This window comes from Paenarthrobacter sp. 2TAF44 (genome assembly GCF_052114885.1).
GTDB lineage: Bacteria > Actinomycetota > Actinomycetes > Actinomycetales > Micrococcaceae > Arthrobacter.
In genome coordinates, this window is sequence record NZ_JBFRFP010000010.1 from 117,405 (window position 1) to 132,963 (window position 15,559).

Here is a 15,559-nt window from a genome sequence, read left to right on the forward strand (position 1 = left end):
GCGGTCATCGGCGTCGTGATCTTGTGCCTAGGTAGCGGTGAACCCTTTTCTCGTATTCCGCGTAGGGCCGCCCAAAGGCCTCCAAGAGCGCAGCCTCTTCACGCAGCACGCCCAAATGGTCCATGAGCATTCCGACCGGCAGGGTCACCACCACCCATGATGAACCGGTGAGTGTCCCCGCACCCAAGTGGATCAACCACCACCCCACGTACATAGGATGGCGGGTCATTGCATAAGGACCGCTCGTCAGGAGTTCCTCAGGCCTCTCCAAATCGAAACTGCCCGTCGAGCGGCGGTCTCGTTCGGCCAAAGCCCAGGCATTCAGCCCACCGCCAATCACCAGCAGCCCGGAACCCACCATCCGGTGAAGCAGGTCAGGGCCGGGCAAGGACCGCGGACTAGTTCTTCCGAGAAAGAACATCACGGCCACTCCGGTCACTTGGCCCGGCGGCAGGGGCAGGTTTCCGAATAGCCTCCTCAAGGTGAGCCGAGGGGTCGGGGATGGCTGAGAAATAGTCGCCATGCCTGAACAGTAACCCCGCGATCCGCTCTTGTCCGCAGCAAGGAAACAGGACGTGACAGAGCATCCACCGAAAGCGGTCAGCATGTGAGAGAACATCCGCCCAAACCGATCAGGACGTGACAGAGGAACCGCCGAAAGCGGTCAGGACGTGAGAGAACATCCGGAAGGGGCCACAGCGCAAAGGCGGGATCAAAGCAAAGCCGCACACCGCCGTCGGGCGTTCAGGTCGTTCAGGGTGTTCACGTCGTTCAGGGTGTTCACGTCGTTTAGGGCGTTCAGGGGCTTGAAACCTAAGGAAGTGTTAGGAAATCGCTTCCAGCGTTGGCTGTGCCCTGCATCACCAATAGTTTGGATTATGTCCTCTTCACCCATGGAGGACCTTTCTTAGTCGACGAAGAGCCATGCGCAAGGACGCCATGAGCAAGAGCTTCATGGACAGAACGAACTCATGCAAGACACGGCTGCCATCGCAGGCGCCGTCCAGGAAGGTTCATTGATGAGCACCCAACAAGCTGCGCCCCTCAGCGAGGCCGCACAGACACGCAAGGCCGTGAGCAACATCCTCAAAGGCTCCGCGGGCAACCTCGTGGAGTGGTTCGATCTCTACGTCTATACGGTTTTCGCGGCGTATTTCCAGTCGCACTTCTTCAATTCCTCGGACGATCTGCAGGCTGGCCTCGAAGCTATGGCGGTCTTCTCGACGTCGTTCCTCATGCGTCCGATCGGCAGCTGGTTCTTCGGCCGTTACGCGGACCGTAAGGGCCGCAAGGCAGCACTGACCCTCAGTGTGACTATGATGTCGGCCGGTTCGTTTGCTATCGCGATCCTGCCAACGCAGGACGTGATTGGGCTCTGGGCCCTGATCCTGCTGGTCTTCATCCGCGTTGTGCAGGGCTTCTCGGTCGGCGGCGAATACGGCACCAGCGCCACCTACATGTCCGAGGCTGCGACTGCCAAGCGCCGCGGCTTCTTCTCCAGCTTCCAGTACGTGACACTCATTGGCGGGCAGATGTTGGCCCTCCTGGTGCTCGTGATCCTGCAGAACACCATGAGCAAGGAAGACCTGACTGCTTGGGGCTGGAGGATTCCTTTCGCGATCGGTGGCGTGGCTGCATTGGTTGTCCTCTGGCTTCGCCGATCCATGGAAGAAACGCTTTCCGCGGATCAGCTCCGCGCCGCCCACGTGAAGGTTGAAGGCGAGGCACAGCCGGGGACCATGAAGCTGCTGTTCACCAAGCACTGGAAGCCGCTGCTCATCTGCATTGGCATCACGCTCGGTGGCACGGTGGCGTTCTACACGTACACCAACTTCATTCTGAAGTTCATGAACGATACGTCCGGCATCGCCAAGACCGATACCTCCGTCATCAACTTCTGGGCTTTGTTCATCTTCATGCTGCTGCAGCCGGTCTATGGCTTGATTTCGGACAAGATTGGCCGCAAACCGCTGCTTATCTGGTTCGGCGTTACGGGCGTCCTTTTCACTTGGCCGTTGCTCTCCACGTTGTCGGGAACCAAGGACCCATTCATGGCGTTCCTGCTCATGCTCGGTGGCCTGCTGATGGTGGGCGGCTACACCTCGATCAATGCGCTGGTGAAGGCTGAGTTGTTCCCGGCATCGATACGCGCCCTGGGTGTCGGCCTGGGATACGCGATCGCGAACTCGCTGTTCGGTGGCACGGTTCCCCTGATTGGCGCCGCTCTGCAGAAGGCCGGGCAGGTGGACATGTTCTTCACCTACGTGACTGCCGCGATCTTCATCTCGCTGCTGGTGTACATCTTCGCGCTGAAGAACAAGAAGGCCACGCACTTGGACGCCGAGCAGGGAAGCGCATTCGCCGCGAAAGGCTCTGATTCGCGCGACGCCGACGAGGACAAGAAGGACCTCGCCAAGGCCTAACCCTGCCGCTTGTGAGGCCCGTTCTGCGCTCTTTGGTCACTCCGAGGGGCGCAGAGCGGGCCTCGCAACGTTAACCCGGCGGCCGCGGGACGTGAGAGAACGTTCCGGCAAACGGCGCACGACGTGAGAGAACGTCCTGCCAAAGGCCGCGGGACGTGAGAGAGCGTCCTGCCAAACGGCACACGACGTGAGAGAACGTCCTGCCAAACGGCGCGGGACGTGAGAGAACGTACGACGGCGGGTTGGGAACCGAGGGCGTGCGGGCGCTGGAAGGCGGATCCGGCAGGAAGGGAGTAATCTCCAAGACGGACCATCGGGCCTCCAACCGTCACCCATCAGCCGTCAACCGACCAACCAACCCCGTCCAACCTTCGGGCACAAACCCACCAACAACCAAGCGGCAAAGGATCACACAGTGCACGTGCTCATCGTCGAGGATGACGACGCGATGGCGTCCGCTTTGAGCGCTGCTGTTGCATCTGCCGGCCACAAAGCCAGCAGGGTATCCCGCGGCGAGGACGCACTCCTGGGGCATCGGCACCACGAGGTGATCCTGCTCGATCTCGGTTTGCCGGACTTGGACGGCCTGGACGTCCTACGGAAACTGCGACAGGTCACGCAAGTCCCCATCCTGATCCTCACGGCGCGCGACGACGAGCGCAGCGTGGTCCTGGGTCTTCGTTCCGGGGCAGATGACTACCTGGTCAAACCTGTGAAGCTCGTTGAATTGCTGGCAAGGATCGAGGCAGTGACTCGCCGTACCAATCGTGCCGGGCAGTCGGCGCCCCACAACATCCAGGTGGGAGACGTCAGTGTGGACCTGGACCGAAGGATGGCATCTGTGGGCGAAAGGGAACTCTCCCTGACCGCAACAGAGTTCGAACTCCTCAGCCTCCTGGCCAGGAACGCGGGGTCAGTGGTGACCAGGGAACAGATCCTCGATGCCCTCTGGGGTGATGCTTTCCTCGCAAATTCCCGCTCGCTGGATGTGCACCTCACCGGCCTCCGGTCCAAGCTCCAATTACCCGGCTTCATCATCAACGTCCGCGGGGTCGGTTACCGCGTCGAGCAACCGTGAAAATCCGTGTCCTGGCCATCCTGAGCGTGATCGCGGTGCTCATCGTGGTCACGGTATCCAGCGTGGTACTGACATCGGCCGGCAGGGAGCTTGCCCAGGAACTCCAGATCAACCGGGTCACGTCTTTGAACCGCTTCGCCCAGCTCGCCAATGATGCTTCTTTGGACAACGACACCACCCAGCTGCAACGCGAAATGGACCGCTATTCCGAGCTCTACGGCGAGGGGATCCTGATCCGCCTGCAGCAGCAGACAGTCCGCTCGGGCAATCTCAACGAGGACCGTGCCGAAGTCAGTGACGCACTGAACCGGGCCAGCCTGAACCTCAGCGACACCACGCTCAGCCCGCTGAGGCCCTTCGGATCCGGGACGGAGGTTATCTCGAGGTCCTTCGGCACAGCCAGCCAGGTGCTTGGTGAGGCCGTCCTTGAAGTCAACCCCGAGGCGGCCCGGCAGAAACTACGCGAGCGTTGGCTCGTCGTCGGGCTTGCCGCAGTGGCGCTCGGTGCGCTCCTCCTCCTGGCAGCGGCCCGCCTCACCGGCTGGGTCCTGCGGCCGGTCCATCGCCTGAGCAAAGCCGTTCACGAACTTGAGACGACGGGCAAGACGAGCCATCTTCCCGACGCCGGCCCACCCGAGCTCAGGGAGCTGAGCCGTTCGTTCACCGCGATGGCCAACACTGTCACCGAGAGCATCGATTCGCAGCGCCAACTGATCGCCGACACATCGCACGAACTACGGAATCCAGTGGGTGCCTTGCGGCTCCGGATCGATCTGCTGCAGCTGGCACTGAAGTCCGAACCCGAAAAAGCCGCGGCAGCCGGCGTGGTTGCTGAGCTTGAGCGTGTGGAGGCAATTCTCGACGGCGTGCTGAAGCTGGCGACGGCGGAACACCGCGCCTTCGAGGGCTCGGCGCGCGTGCAGCAGGAAACTGAGCACAAACACCACACCGTCGTTGACCCTTTCCCTGTCCTGCAGGGAGAGGTGGAGCGGGCGACGCCGGCTGCTGAACGAGCTGGTTCGACGATCACCCTGGCGCAGCCGGAGCAACCGCTCCACGTCGCCTGCAATCCGGACGAACTGGCGCATATGGTGGGTGAGCTTCTGGCGAACGCGATCAAGTACGCTCCTGCCGCCCGGATTACGGTGGAAATGAAGCGGACGCGAGGAGGGGTCGCCGTCGAGATTTCCGACGACGGTCCCGGGCTTTCCGCCGAGCAGCGCGCTGCGTCCACGACGCGGTTCTGGCGGGCACCGCAACACAGCAGGATCGCAGGGAACGGCCTGGGCATGACGATCGTGGACCGTTTGGCGCATGCGAACGGCGGTGAGCTTATGCTCGAGGGAAGACAACCACACGGATTGACGGCACGGCTTGAATTCCAGCAGCCTCCCGGAGGCCCGGATGAGTAGCAGGACCATGCCAAGGCGCGCTGTACTCAGAGCCGGACTGTCAGCTGGTTTGGCTGGACTTCTGCTGCCGGTGTGGACCGCTTGCACCCCTGAGGAGAAGCCGCAAAAGCTAACGGTCGCCGGCGGTGAACCAGGTGGCTTTTACCTTGAGTTCGCAACGTTGTTCGCGGAGCTGCTCCAACGTGAGGGTGTGGCAGAAGCCGCCGTGCCACTGACCACTGGCGGAAGCCTGGAAAACATCCGGCGGGTCTTGTCCGGAGAGGCAACGTTCGCCGTCGCGCTCGCGGACGCAGCTGCCCAGGCTGCGGCCACCCGACAACCCGGCGGGAATCTTGTGGCGCTCGGAAAGGTGTACCAAAACTACGTTCACTGCATCGTGCGGGAGGACAGCGGTCTGCGCTCCTTCGCCGACCTGGCTGGGAAGACAGCCGGTGTTGGCGAGGTGGGCTCCGGGACGTCACTGACCGTTCCGCGCATCCTCTCCGCGCCGCCGGCCAGCATGGGCCTCAAGCAGGTGAACCTCGGCTTGAATCAAGGGTTGGCGGCGTTACGCGACCGTTCCATTGACGCCCTCTTCTGGTCCGGCGGTGTGCCAACCGCTGCCATCGCATCCACTGCCAATGACATTGGCCTTCGACTGATCGACCTCTCCGAGCACATCAAGGCCATGCGCGAACAATATGGCGTTTTCTATGATCGCGTCCTGATCCCCGCCAAGAGCTACGGGGACGCAGCTGCCACCTGGACCGTGGGCGTGGCCAACCTGCTCCTTTGCCGCAGCGACCTGGCCGATCACCTGGTTTCGGAGGCCGTGAGACTGTTGGCAGAGAAGGCACAGGAACTGGTACCGAAGACGAGCACCGGCGTGCAGTTCCTCAGCCCTGAGACGCTCATCAACACCGCGGGCGTGCCCCTTCATCCGGCCGCCGAGGCAGCCTACCGCCGCTTGCACGGCTAGGGGCTACCTGCGCTGCCGCCCTAACGGCGCCGGGCCGAAACCGGCTGGCCGGCCCGAAATCGGCGCCCCGCCAGGCAGCTGGCAAGATGGAAGACATGACTTCAGCCGTTGCCCCTGCCATTGCACTGACGATCGCCGGCTCCGAAGCGACCGGCGGCGCCGGTGCGCAGGCCGACCTCAAGACCTTCCAGGAACTGGGAGTGTTCGGGATCGCGAACCTCACGTGCATCGTTTCCTTCAATCCTCAGGACAGCTGGAACCACCGCTTCATGCCGGTTGACCAGCAGGTCATCGCGGACCAATTGGAAGCGACGACGGCGGCCTACGGTCCCGCTTCCGGCGCACCATCCGTGCTGGACACCGTGAAAATCGGCATGCTCGGAAGTCCGGCAACCATCAGCACAGTGGAGAAGGCGTTGGCCGACGGCTCTTTCGCGAATGTCGTCCTTGACCCTGTCTTGATCTGCAAGGGACAGGAGCCGGGCCACGCCTTGGATACTGACCAGGCCTTGAAAGCGCAGATCCTGCCTCTGGCTACCTTCGTCACCCCGAATCACTTCGAGGCCGAGTCATTGTCCGGGCTGAGCATCACGGACGAAGAATCGTTGAAAGCCGCTGCCATTCGCATTCACGAGATCAGCGGCGCAGTAGTCCTCGCCAAAGGTGGAGTGAGGCTGGAAGGCCCTGACGCCGTCGACGTTTACTACGACGGCGAAACGCTGGAAGTCCTGCGCAGTCCTAAGGTTGGCGACGTGGCTGTGTCGGGTGCCGGTTGCTCCCTGGCTGCCGCCGTGACTGCTGAATTGGCCAAGGGCGCCACGCCAGTGGAAGCTGCCCGCACCGCCAAGGCGTTCGTAACAGCCGGCATCAAGAACCGCGTGTCCTCGGGTGCTCCGTTTGATGCCCTATGGCAGGGCGGAAACCGCTAGCGCGAGACCTTGCCCATCAGCGAGGCGACCGGTCGCAGGAACAGCGGGCGGGCAAGGAACCAGGCGGCCGCCGTGAAGACGATTGAGGCGGCGAAAATGCCGAAGCCCCACCAGCTGTAATCGTTGTTCGAGGCGTACATGTGGTTCAGGTTGTTCAGCGCGCCGGTGGCCAGGACCAAGGTGACGTGGACGATCACGAACGCCACAAAGTAGATCATCACCGGGAAGTGGATCTGGCGGGCGAGCTCGATCGGGTAGAACTTGTTGATCGCCGCCTTTTTCGGCCATGCACCGGACATCCGCAAGCCCGTGATGATGGCCAGCGGGGCGGCGATGAAGACGGTGACGAAGTACGTCAGGAGCTGAAGGCTGTTGTAGTTGTTCCAGCCGTTCTCAATGGGCCAGTTCAGCGAGGCGTACTGCAGTGCTGCGGAAAGAGCGTTGGGGAAGACGTCCCAGTTGGTCGGGATGATCCGCAGCCATTGGCCGGTTGCGAACAGCAGGACGATGAAGATGATGCCGTTCAACACCCACAAGGCATCCAGCGTGAGGTGAAACCAGAGATCAAGGCTGATCTTGCCCGGTGCGTTCTTGGTCTTGATGAAGCCTTTGTTGTTCCGGGTCCAATAGGCCGGCGGCCTTGTGGTGGTCCGGACCTGCCAGCCAGAGCGGATGATCAGGACCAGGAAGAACATGTTCAGGAAGTGCTGCCAGCCGAGCCAGGCCGGGAAGCCTGTTGGGGTGCCTTCGGGGATCGCTGAGTGTCCGGGGTAGTCCACCAGGAACTGCTGGACGGGTTGCATCGTCCGGAGCCACTGCGCGATAAGCACCAGGACCAGCGCCACCACCAAAGCTATGGCGGTAACGACGACGGGTTTGAACCACCTGTTCGACGTGATCCCGGACGACTTGCTTGAAACGGACATCAGGCCGCGTTCCTCTCTGGCTTTGTTTGGCGTGCGACCAGTTGGCGCTCTCTCATAGCGATTCAACCAGTTACAGCGCGACGGTGAAAACGGCACCCGGGTTTCGGGGCGTTTGACGTCAAAAATCGCAGCATTCGGATACATACCGCAACACATATTTCTAGAACGAGCTTCTAAGATTGTTTCCTTTACTTGATTGACGGTCAAGGGGTTTGATTGCTTAAGTTCCGGTCCTGGTGAAGGTACGATTCCAGAAAGAAGCCCGACGACACTCCGGCAAACAGCAAATCGCGGCGAAGGGAGCATCCTTGGTTCGCAAAACCTCCGACGCGGCAGTCCATGCCGGCTCGTGGCAATGGACCCGGACAGCCGCCACCCGAAGAAACCTCCTGGATGCAGCCAGTGTAGTTTTCTGTGAGCACGGCTTCACCGATGCCAGCATTTCCGACGTCGTAGCCCGTTCCGGGTCAAGCGTTGGCAGCCTCTATCACCACTTCGGCGGCAAGACCGAACTCTTCCTGGCGCTCTGGGATGACTACCAAAACGAACATGAGAGACTCGTCGCCGCGGCCGTAGCCAAGGCCCGGAAGTCAGGCGAGAACGATCCATTGGCACTGTTCAACGTGGGCAGCCGCAGCTACTTCGACTACACCTGGACACATCGCGCGCTGGAGCGGGTGTTTATCGAGGGCGACACTCCCCCGGGATTCGAGGTACTGCGACGTGAACGTGGACGCGAGTGGGTCCGGCAAAACTCCGTACTTCTGGGAGCCAGCGATGACACCCTGGGAAAGCTCACGGTCGCTGTCATCACGGACATGATTACTCTGGCCGGACACGAGGTCGCCTTGAGTTCATCCAAGCGGCAGGCCGACGACGTCGTTGAGGCTGCGGCAGTGCTCGTGGCGCGACTGGTTCACTAGCCGACGTTCTCTCACATCCTGATGCCTTCTCCCGGACGCTCTCTCACATCCCGCCCCGTTGCGGCCGGTGCTCTCTCACATCCGGGCGCGTTCCGGCCGATGCTCTGTCACATCACTCCTATAGCGAGCGCTACCAATCTTCTGCTGAGCTCTTGCCGGATGGGTGATTAAAGGCGTGGAGTAGTCTGGCGAGCGTCTCGACGTCGGCGTCGTTCCAGTCCTTGATTCGGTCGAAAAACGAAGTTCCCCGCAGGTCGAGGGCTTTCTTGACCCGGGCTTCTCCTTCAGAAGTGAGCGACACGATGACGGCTCTCTTGTCACTGGGGTCAGGCGTGCCCTTGAGCAGGTTGAGTGCTTTCATGGACCGGATCAGGCTGCTGGTGGAACTTCGGTCCATCCCAACGGACTCTGCCAGGGTGCTTGGCTTTGCCGGCCCGTAAGAGAAGAGCCATCGAGCGAGATGAAACGCAGCAGGCTGGAGATCCGGGTGAAATGCCGCAGCACTCCGCTCGGTAAGAACCCTTGATGCGCTCAGAAGGGCGCTCAATTCTGAGCCGAGGGCGAGTTCGAGATCGCGGCGGTCTGAATTCTTGTCGTCGTTGGAAACACTGGAACTGATGGACATTTCCCCATTAACTCCCTATGGTTAGGAAATCCCCACTATATCCCGTCGCCTTGAAGCCCTGCCGAAGGAGAAATCTTTGCGTTCCACACCTCTGATTGTCATGACAGGAGCAACAAGCGGCTTGGGCCGCATCGTAGCCATCGAATTGGCCAGACGGGGTGCCCGTCTCGCGCTGACTACCCGGGATGCCGAGCGCGCTGCGGCAGTCTCGGCCGAAATCGAACTCTCGGCACCTGGGACTTCAGTGGATTTCTTCACAGCGGACTTCTCGCGCAAGGGAGATGTCCGACGCGTCGGCCGTCAGATGGCAGAGCGCTACCACCAGATCGACGTCCTGATAAACAACGCTGGCCTCCACGCCTTCGAGCAGCGCATCACGGCGGATGGGTTTCCGGAGATGATGGCCGTCAACTACTTGGCACCGTGGATACTTACGCAGGAACTGCTTCCCTCCCTCAAAGCCACACCGAATGCCCGGATCGTGAATGTCGCCTCGGAGGCGTCACGTCGGCATGGATCCCTGGCTCTCCCTGGGGATCTCACCGATACTGCCCCTTTTTCCGCGCGAGGCTCTTCTGCGGTGTATGGGAAGAGCAAACTGTTGGACATCATGTTCACGTTGGAATTGGCCCGACGTCTGGAGGGGACCGGAGTCAGTGCCAACTGCGTAGACCCTGGCTTCAACGTCACGGGCCTAGGGCGGGAACTCAGGTTCGCGCCACTGCTGGAGAAGATCCTCGCTCACCTTCATATTGGGGATCCCGAACGCGGTGCAGGCCTCATCATCAAACTTGCCAGCGACTCCACATTCTCAGGAATAAGCGGCGGCTACTACACAAGGCGGAACACGAAGCGCCTCACGCCAGTTCACCCGGCAGATGATCCAAACTTGTGCAGGCAGCTATGGGAGCACACGGAGCAGTTGCTTGCCGCATCATTTGACGGTGATGTCGCCAGCAGGTGAGAGAACATCCCGCCAAAACGGTCGGGAAGTGACCGAGCATCGGGGAAAACCCCGCGGGAAGTGACCGAGCATCGGGGAAAAACCCGCAGGACGTGACCGAGCATCGGGGAAAAACCCGCAGGACGTGAGAGAGCGTCAGCGCTCGGAGTGGGCCGCCAGGAAGCTGTACACCTCGGTCTCGTCCACGCCGGGAAACGCGCCGGGAGGCATGGCGGCCAGCAGGTGCGAATGAGCCCGCGCCGACGGCCAGGCGTTGCCGGCCCATTCGTTTGCAAGTGAGGCAGGAGGCCTCTTGCAGCAGTTCGGGTCCGGGCAGGTCGAGGTAGCACGGGCCGTCGTCTCGCGCCCGCGGAACCATTTCACATGCTGGTACGGCACCCCAATACTCAAGGAAAACTCACCAGCGGCAGAGCGCTCGGTCCTGGCCGTGCACCAGTAAGTACCGGAAGGCGTATCCGTGTACTGGCTGTACGCGCTGAACTTGTCCGGCACGTCGAACACGGCCCGCGACGTCCAGGCCTTGCACGACGGTTGCCCTTCGATGGCGCCCGTGTGATCCTGCGGGAAGGTCACGCCGTCGTTCTCGTAGGCCTTGTAGATGATGCCTGACTGGTGTGTCTTCTGGAAGTGCGTGGTGATGCCCAGGTGCTTGGTGGCCAGGTTGGTGAAGCGGTGGGCGGCGGTCTCGTAGGACACAGCGAAGGCGTCGCGGATGTCCTCCACCGCGATTTCTTTCGCTGCCTTGGCTTTTTGGAGGAATTCAACGGTGGCATGCTCGGGCAACAGCAGAGCCGCGGCGAAGTAGTTGGTGGCCACTCGCTGTGCCAGAAAATCGCCGTAGTTCCGCGGAGTTTCATGCCCCAGGACATAATGGCCAAGCGCCTGCAGCAGCACCGAACGCGGATCGTGATCCTGGCGCTGGTTCTGCGTTAGGTAAATTCTGCGGTTCTTCAAATCCGTCACTGACCGGGTGGAATGGGGCAAATCGCCCACGTGGTGCAACGAAAATCCGAGGTTCTCGGCGATGTCCGCAATGACATGCTGGCTGAGCGGCCCAGTGGTGTAGCCGACCCCTTTGAGGACCTTCTGCGCCTCCGCCTCATACTCCGGGAAATAGTTACCGCGCTCGCGCATCATGGCACGCAACTCGCCGTTCGCGCGGCGCGCTTCTTCCGGCGTCGCGACCTGCTCATTTAGCTTGCGCTCGAGCTCCTGAAGCAGCCCCACTTGCGACTCCAGCACATCCAGCGGAAGCCGCGAGCTGATGCGGATTTTCGGCAGATTCAGCGACTCGTACAGGGGTCCACGTTGGTATCGTTCCAGCTCGATTTCCAGGGCAGCGCGGCGGCTGGGCGGCTCGGCCCCCAGAAGCTGATCGATGCTCACGTTGAGGGCCGCGGCAAGCTGCTGAAGGAGTCCCAATTTGGGTTCGCGTTTACCGTTTTCGATCAGGCTTAACTGGCTTGGCGCAGTCCCGACGGCGGCACTCAAGTCGTCCAGCGTAAGGCCGGCTTGCTTGCGCAGATGGCGCACGCGGCGGCCGAGGCTAATGACGTCCAGTTCGGGGGACGTCGTGGACGACGACGGCGGCGCGACTTCGCGATTCCAGCTCACAGGGGACATTTCTTGAGAATACGCGAAGAAGTGCATTTCTTTCCATAGCTTTCCTCTAGAAAGCCTTTTGTAAGTGCAGAAAAGTAGGTCTTACGAAAAAGAAATACAGACCCCGGGTAAGCCGGCCGATGCAGCAAAGGCGCAGCGGAGGCCGGCCCGGGGAGCCCCGCTTGGATATTAGGAGAATGCAATGACCGCATCATTTGAACCAGCAGAATCGGCACAGACTGCAGAGCAGCAGGCAGCAGCGCTGGAACTTGAATGGTCCGCCAACCCGCGTTGGGAAGGCGTCACCCGTGATTACTCGGCCACCGACGTCGTCCGCCTCCGTGGTCGCGTCTCCGAAGAGCACACCCTGGCCCGTCGCGGTTCGGAAAAGCTCTGGAAGCAGCTGACCGAGGAAGCTCCCACCGGCGGCTACACCAACGCCCTCGGTGCCTTGACCGGCAACCAGGCCGTTCAGCAGGTCAAGGCCGGCCTCCGCGCCATCTACCTTTCCGGTTGGCAGGTGGCAGCTGACGCCAACCTCTCGGGCCAGACCTACCCGGACCAGTCCCTGTACCCGGCCAACTCGGTTCCCCAGGTTGTCCGCCGCATCAACAACGCCCTGCTCCGCGCAGACCAGATCGAATACGCCGAGGGCGTCAAGACTGTTGAAGACTGGCTCGTCCCGATCGTCGCCGACGCCGAAGCCGGCTTCGGTGGCCCGCTCAACGCCTACGAACTCATGAAGTCCATGATCACCGCAGGCGCCTCGGGCGTTCACTGGGAAGACCAGCTGGCCTCGGAAAAGAAGTGCGGCCACCTTGGCGGCAAGGTCCTGATTCCCACCCAGCAGCACATCCGGACCCTCAACGCAGCCCGCCTCGCGGCCGACGTCGCCGGCACTCCGACCGTCGTCATCGCCCGAACCGACGCCGAAGCAGCAACGCTGATCACCTCTGACGTTGACGAGCGCGACCAGGAATTCATCACTGGTGAGCGCACCGCCGAGGGCTTCTACAAGGTCCGCAACGGCATCGAACCCTGCATCGCCCGCGCCAAGGCCTACGCCCCGTACTCGGACCTCATCTGGATGGAGACCGGCACCCCGGACCTGGAACTGGCACGCAAGTTCGCCGAATCGGTCAAGGGCGAGTTCCCGGACCAGATGCTCTCCTACAACTGCTCCCCGTCCTTCAACTGGCGCAAGCACCTGGACGACACCACCATCGCCAAGTTCCAGCGCGAACTCGGTGCCATGGGCTTCACGTTCCAGTTCATCACCCTGGCCGGCTTCCACGCCCTGAACTACTCGATGTTCGATCTCGCCCACGGCTACGCCCGTGAAGGCATGAGCGCCTACGTCGAACTCCAGGAAAAGGAATTCGCCTCCGAGTCCCGCGGCTACACCGCCACCAAGCACCAGCGCGAAGTCGGCACCGGCTACTTCGACGACATCGCTACTGCGCTCAACCCGAACGCATCCACCCTCGCCCTCGTGGGATCCACCGAAGAGGGCCAGTTCCACTAACCAACACGCCCAGGTGAGCTGTTCGCTTCGCTCACCACAGGGCACGACGGCGGCACTCACCGCCATCGGCCGGGAAGGGGAATCCGGAAGCGTGCGTAAAAGGGGCCCTGTCCCGGACGTCGGCCGAGCCCCGCGAGGCCATGCGGCCGGGACGGGGAATAGCACGCGGAGGATTTCTCTTCCCGGCCCCACCAACCCAGGCAAGTGCCGCCGTCGAACCTCTTCTTAGGAGTTTTGAAATGAACAGCTTCACTGACAACTTCACTATTAATGGCATCACGATCACCGCTCAGCCCATTTGCCGTCAGAACGAGGTTTTGACGCCGGACGCCCTTGAGTTCATCGGCAAGTTGCACCGGGCTACGGCTGATCGTCGTCAGGAGCTGATGCAGGCACGGCACGCCCGCCGGAACCAGATTTCCAGCGGCCAGGATCCCCGTTTCCTCCCGCAGACCGAGGGCATCCGGAATGACCCGTCGTGGCGGGTCGCTCCGCCGGCTCCGGGTCTGGAGGACCGCCGCGTGGAGATCACGGGTCCGGTGGATAAGAAGATGACCATCAACGCCCTGAACTCGGGTGCGAAGGTCTGGCTCGCTGACATGGAAGACTCCTCGACGCCGACGTGGCGCAACGTGATCCAGGGGCAGCTGAACCTGACGGATGCTTTGGAGCGCCGCATTGATTTCACGTCCCCGGAGGGCAAGGAGTACAAGCTCAAGGCTGCCGAGGACCTGCCCACCATCGTGGTCCGTCCGCGTGGCTGGCACCTGCCGGAGAAGCACATGCTGGTTGATGGAAAGCCGATCGCGGGTGGCATCGTGGACTTCGGTTTGTTCTTCTTCCACAACGCCCGCCGACTGCTGGCCCAGGGCAAGGGACCGTACTTCTACCTGCCGAAGATCGAGAACCACCTCGAAGCCCGCCTGTGGAACGACATCTTCGTCCTGGCCCAGGACCTGCTCGGCATCCCGCAGGGCACCATCCGCGCCACGGTGCTGATCGAAACCATCACGGCCGCGTTTGAGATGGAAGAGATCCTGTACGAACTGCGGGACCACGCCTCAGGTTTGAACGCTGGCCGATGGGACTACATCTTCTCCCTGATCAAGAACTTCCGTACCCGCGGACCGCGCTTCGTACTCCCGGACCGCGGCCAGGTGACCATGACGCAGCCGTTCATGCGTGCCTACACCGAACAACTCGTGCGGGCTTGCCACCGCCGCGGCGCCATGGCGATCGGCGGTATGGCTGCTGCTGTTCCGAACCGCAAGGACGAGGCCGCTAACCTGGCATCGTTTGAGAAGGTCCGTGCGGACAAGACCCGCGAAGCCAACGACGGCTTCGATGGTTCGTGGGTTGCCCACCCGGACCTCGTGCCGGTCTGCCGCGAAGTTTTTGACTCAGTTCTCGGCGACCGTCCCAACCAGCTGGAGCGCTCCCGCGAAGACGTCACCCCCGACGACCGCGCCCTGATCGACATCGCCAGCACCGAGGGCACCATCACCGAGGCCGGCGTTCGCCTGAACATCGAGGTAGGCATCCGCTACATCGAGTCCTGGCTCCGCGGCAACGGGGCTGTGGCCATCCACAACCTGATGGAAGACGCCGCCACCGCCGAGATCTCGCGGTCCCAGCTGTGGCAGTGGATCCACTCCCACGCCATCACCGACAACGGCGACATCATTACCCGCGAATGGGTGGAAGACATGCTGGACGAGGAATTCGCCCGGCTGGAACGCTTCGACGGAGACCGCTTCGCCGACGCCCGTGCCATCTTCGAAGAAGTGACCCTGGCCGAGGAATTCCCCACCTTCCTGACGATCCCGGCCTACGCCCGTTTCCTCACCGAGGCCCGTGAAGAGGCCACGGAAGAGGAACTCGTCGCCGCCTAGGTGCATTGACCTGAAAAGGTAGCGACAAACCAAGCCCCGACGCTGGGCTGCCTGCACTCTTCGCAACAAGTGACCCCGATGGTCGGGGAGGCAGCCCAGCAGCGGGGCTTTTCCATGCCACCGGCGGCCAGCTCACTCCATTTCGATGGTTAGCTGCACACCATGCCGTGCGCACGGCACGTCTCGCAGCGCACCCCCGAATCGGTAGCCCACGGAGACGGCCCCACCCGCCCATTCGATGGCCCGCTGCACACAAGACGATTCCTACCGTCTACTGCGCGGCCAGCCCCCGAATCGGGCAA

The 15,559-nt window shown here is 61.9% G+C and carries 13 protein-coding genes; 9 read left to right on the forward strand and 4 right to left on the reverse strand.

Features of this window, described 5'->3' with window-relative positions; translation table 11 throughout:
• Positions 1-4 precede the first annotated feature (4 nt).
• Positions 5-388, reverse strand: coding sequence for a methyltransferase family protein (locus tag AB4Z15_RS11755; protein ID WP_442017410.1), 384 nt, complete (start codon positions 386-388; stop codon positions 5-7).
• A gap of 631 nt (positions 389-1,019) precedes the next feature.
• Between AB4Z15_RS11755 and AB4Z15_RS11760 the strand changes: the two genes are divergently transcribed.
• The 5 genes from AB4Z15_RS11760 (at position 1,020) to AB4Z15_RS11780 (ending at position 6,800) form a co-directional block, all read left to right on the forward strand.
• A complete protein-coding gene (locus tag AB4Z15_RS11760; RefSeq protein WP_442017411.1) occupies positions 1,020-2,423 on the forward strand; it encodes an MFS transporter in 1,404 nt (467 codons plus the stop codon).
• A 415-nt stretch (positions 2,424-2,838) separates the two neighbouring features.
• A complete protein-coding gene (locus tag AB4Z15_RS11765; protein WP_442017412.1) occupies positions 2,839-3,501 on the forward strand; it encodes a response regulator transcription factor in 663 nt (220 codons plus the stop codon).
• Entirely contained in the window at positions 3,498-4,913 is a 1,416-nt protein-coding gene (locus tag AB4Z15_RS11770) for a HAMP domain-containing sensor histidine kinase (protein WP_442017413.1), read from the forward strand. The genes AB4Z15_RS11765 and AB4Z15_RS11770 overlap by 4 nt, the downstream gene beginning before the upstream one ends.
• The gene (locus tag AB4Z15_RS11775) at positions 4,906-5,871 is read left to right on the forward strand and encodes a TAXI family TRAP transporter solute-binding subunit (protein WP_442017414.1); all 966 of its coding nucleotides are present in this window, start codon (positions 4,906-4,908) and stop codon (positions 5,869-5,871) included. Before AB4Z15_RS11770 ends, AB4Z15_RS11775 begins: the two co-directional genes overlap by 8 nt.
• 95 nt (positions 5,872-5,966) lie before the next feature.
• A complete protein-coding gene (locus AB4Z15_RS11780; RefSeq protein ID WP_442017415.1) occupies positions 5,967-6,800 on the forward strand; it encodes a hydroxymethylpyrimidine/phosphomethylpyrimidine kinase in 834 nt (277 codons plus the stop codon).
• Here the strand turns inward: AB4Z15_RS11780 and AB4Z15_RS11785 are convergent.
• Positions 6,797-7,726, reverse strand: coding sequence for a cytochrome b/b6 domain-containing protein (locus tag AB4Z15_RS11785; RefSeq protein WP_442017416.1), 930 nt, complete (start codon positions 7,724-7,726; stop codon positions 6,797-6,799). The two genes, AB4Z15_RS11780 and AB4Z15_RS11785, sit on opposite strands and share 4 nt — an antisense overlap.
• Positions 7,727-8,034: 308 nt before the next feature.
• On the opposite strand from AB4Z15_RS11785, the gene AB4Z15_RS11790 reads away from it, so the two are divergent.
• Positions 8,035-8,649 (forward strand): TetR/AcrR family transcriptional regulator, encoded by a 615-nt coding sequence (locus AB4Z15_RS11790; protein ID WP_442017417.1) that lies wholly within the window; start codon positions 8,035-8,037, stop codon positions 8,647-8,649.
• Positions 8,650-8,779: 130 nt separating this feature from the next.
• Here the strand turns inward: AB4Z15_RS11790 and AB4Z15_RS11795 are convergent, their stop codons facing one another.
• The gene (locus AB4Z15_RS11795; protein WP_442017418.1) at positions 8,780-9,274 is read right to left on the reverse strand and encodes a MarR family winged helix-turn-helix transcriptional regulator; all 495 of its coding nucleotides are present in this window, start codon (positions 9,272-9,274) and stop codon (positions 8,780-8,782) included.
• 76 nt (positions 9,275-9,350) lie between these two features.
• Between AB4Z15_RS11795 and AB4Z15_RS11800 the strand changes: the two genes are divergently transcribed.
• Entirely contained in the window at positions 9,351-10,238 is an 888-nt protein-coding gene (locus AB4Z15_RS11800) for an SDR family NAD(P)-dependent oxidoreductase (protein WP_442017419.1), read from the forward strand.
• Positions 10,239-10,373: 135 nt separating this feature from the next.
• Here the strand turns inward: AB4Z15_RS11800 and AB4Z15_RS11805 are convergent, their stop codons facing one another.
• Positions 10,374-11,888 carry a helix-turn-helix domain-containing protein gene (locus AB4Z15_RS11805; RefSeq protein WP_431118201.1) on the reverse strand — a complete coding sequence of 505 codons (1,515 nt, stop codon included), beginning with the start codon at positions 11,886-11,888 and terminating at the stop codon, positions 10,374-10,376.
• Positions 11,889-12,042: 154 nt separating this feature from the next.
• Between AB4Z15_RS11805 and aceA the strand changes: the two genes are divergently transcribed.
• Positions 12,043-13,365 carry an isocitrate lyase gene (gene aceA, locus AB4Z15_RS11810; RefSeq protein WP_442017420.1) on the forward strand — a complete coding sequence of 441 codons (1,323 nt, stop codon included), beginning with the start codon at positions 12,043-12,045 and terminating at the stop codon, positions 13,363-13,365.
• 239 nt (positions 13,366-13,604) lie between these two features.
• A complete protein-coding gene (gene aceB, locus AB4Z15_RS11815; RefSeq protein ID WP_442017421.1) occupies positions 13,605-15,257 on the forward strand; it encodes a malate synthase A in 1,653 nt (550 codons plus the stop codon).
• Positions 15,258-15,559: the final 302 nt, after the last annotated feature.

Excerpts from the sequence above, each read along its gene's own strand:
- AB4Z15_RS11760 (WP_442017411.1), top strand. The coding sequence starts at position 1,020 with ATGAGCACCCAACAAGCTGCGCCCCTCAGCGAGGCCGCACAGACACGC.
- AB4Z15_RS11775 (WP_442017414.1), top strand. The coding sequence starts at position 4,906 with ATGAGTAGCAGGACCATGCCAAGGCGCGCTGTACTCAGAGCCGGACTG.
- AB4Z15_RS11780 (WP_442017415.1), top strand. The coding sequence starts at position 5,967 with ATGACTTCAGCCGTTGCCCCTGCCATTGCACTGACGATCGCCGGCTCC.
- AB4Z15_RS11785 (WP_442017416.1), bottom strand. The coding sequence starts at position 7,726 with ATGTCCGTTTCAAGCAAGTCGTCCGGGATCACGTCGAACAGGTGGTTC.
- AB4Z15_RS11795 (WP_442017418.1), bottom strand. The coding sequence starts at position 9,274 with ATGTCCATCAGTTCCAGTGTTTCCAACGACGACAAGAATTCAGACCGC.
- AB4Z15_RS11805 (WP_431118201.1), bottom strand. The coding sequence starts at position 11,888 with ATGCACTTCTTCGCGTATTCTCAAGAAATGTCCCCTGTGAGCTGGAAT.
- aceA (WP_442017420.1), top strand. The coding sequence starts at position 12,043 with ATGACCGCATCATTTGAACCAGCAGAATCGGCACAGACTGCAGAGCAG.
- aceB (WP_442017421.1), top strand. The coding sequence starts at position 13,605 with ATGAACAGCTTCACTGACAACTTCACTATTAATGGCATCACGATCACC.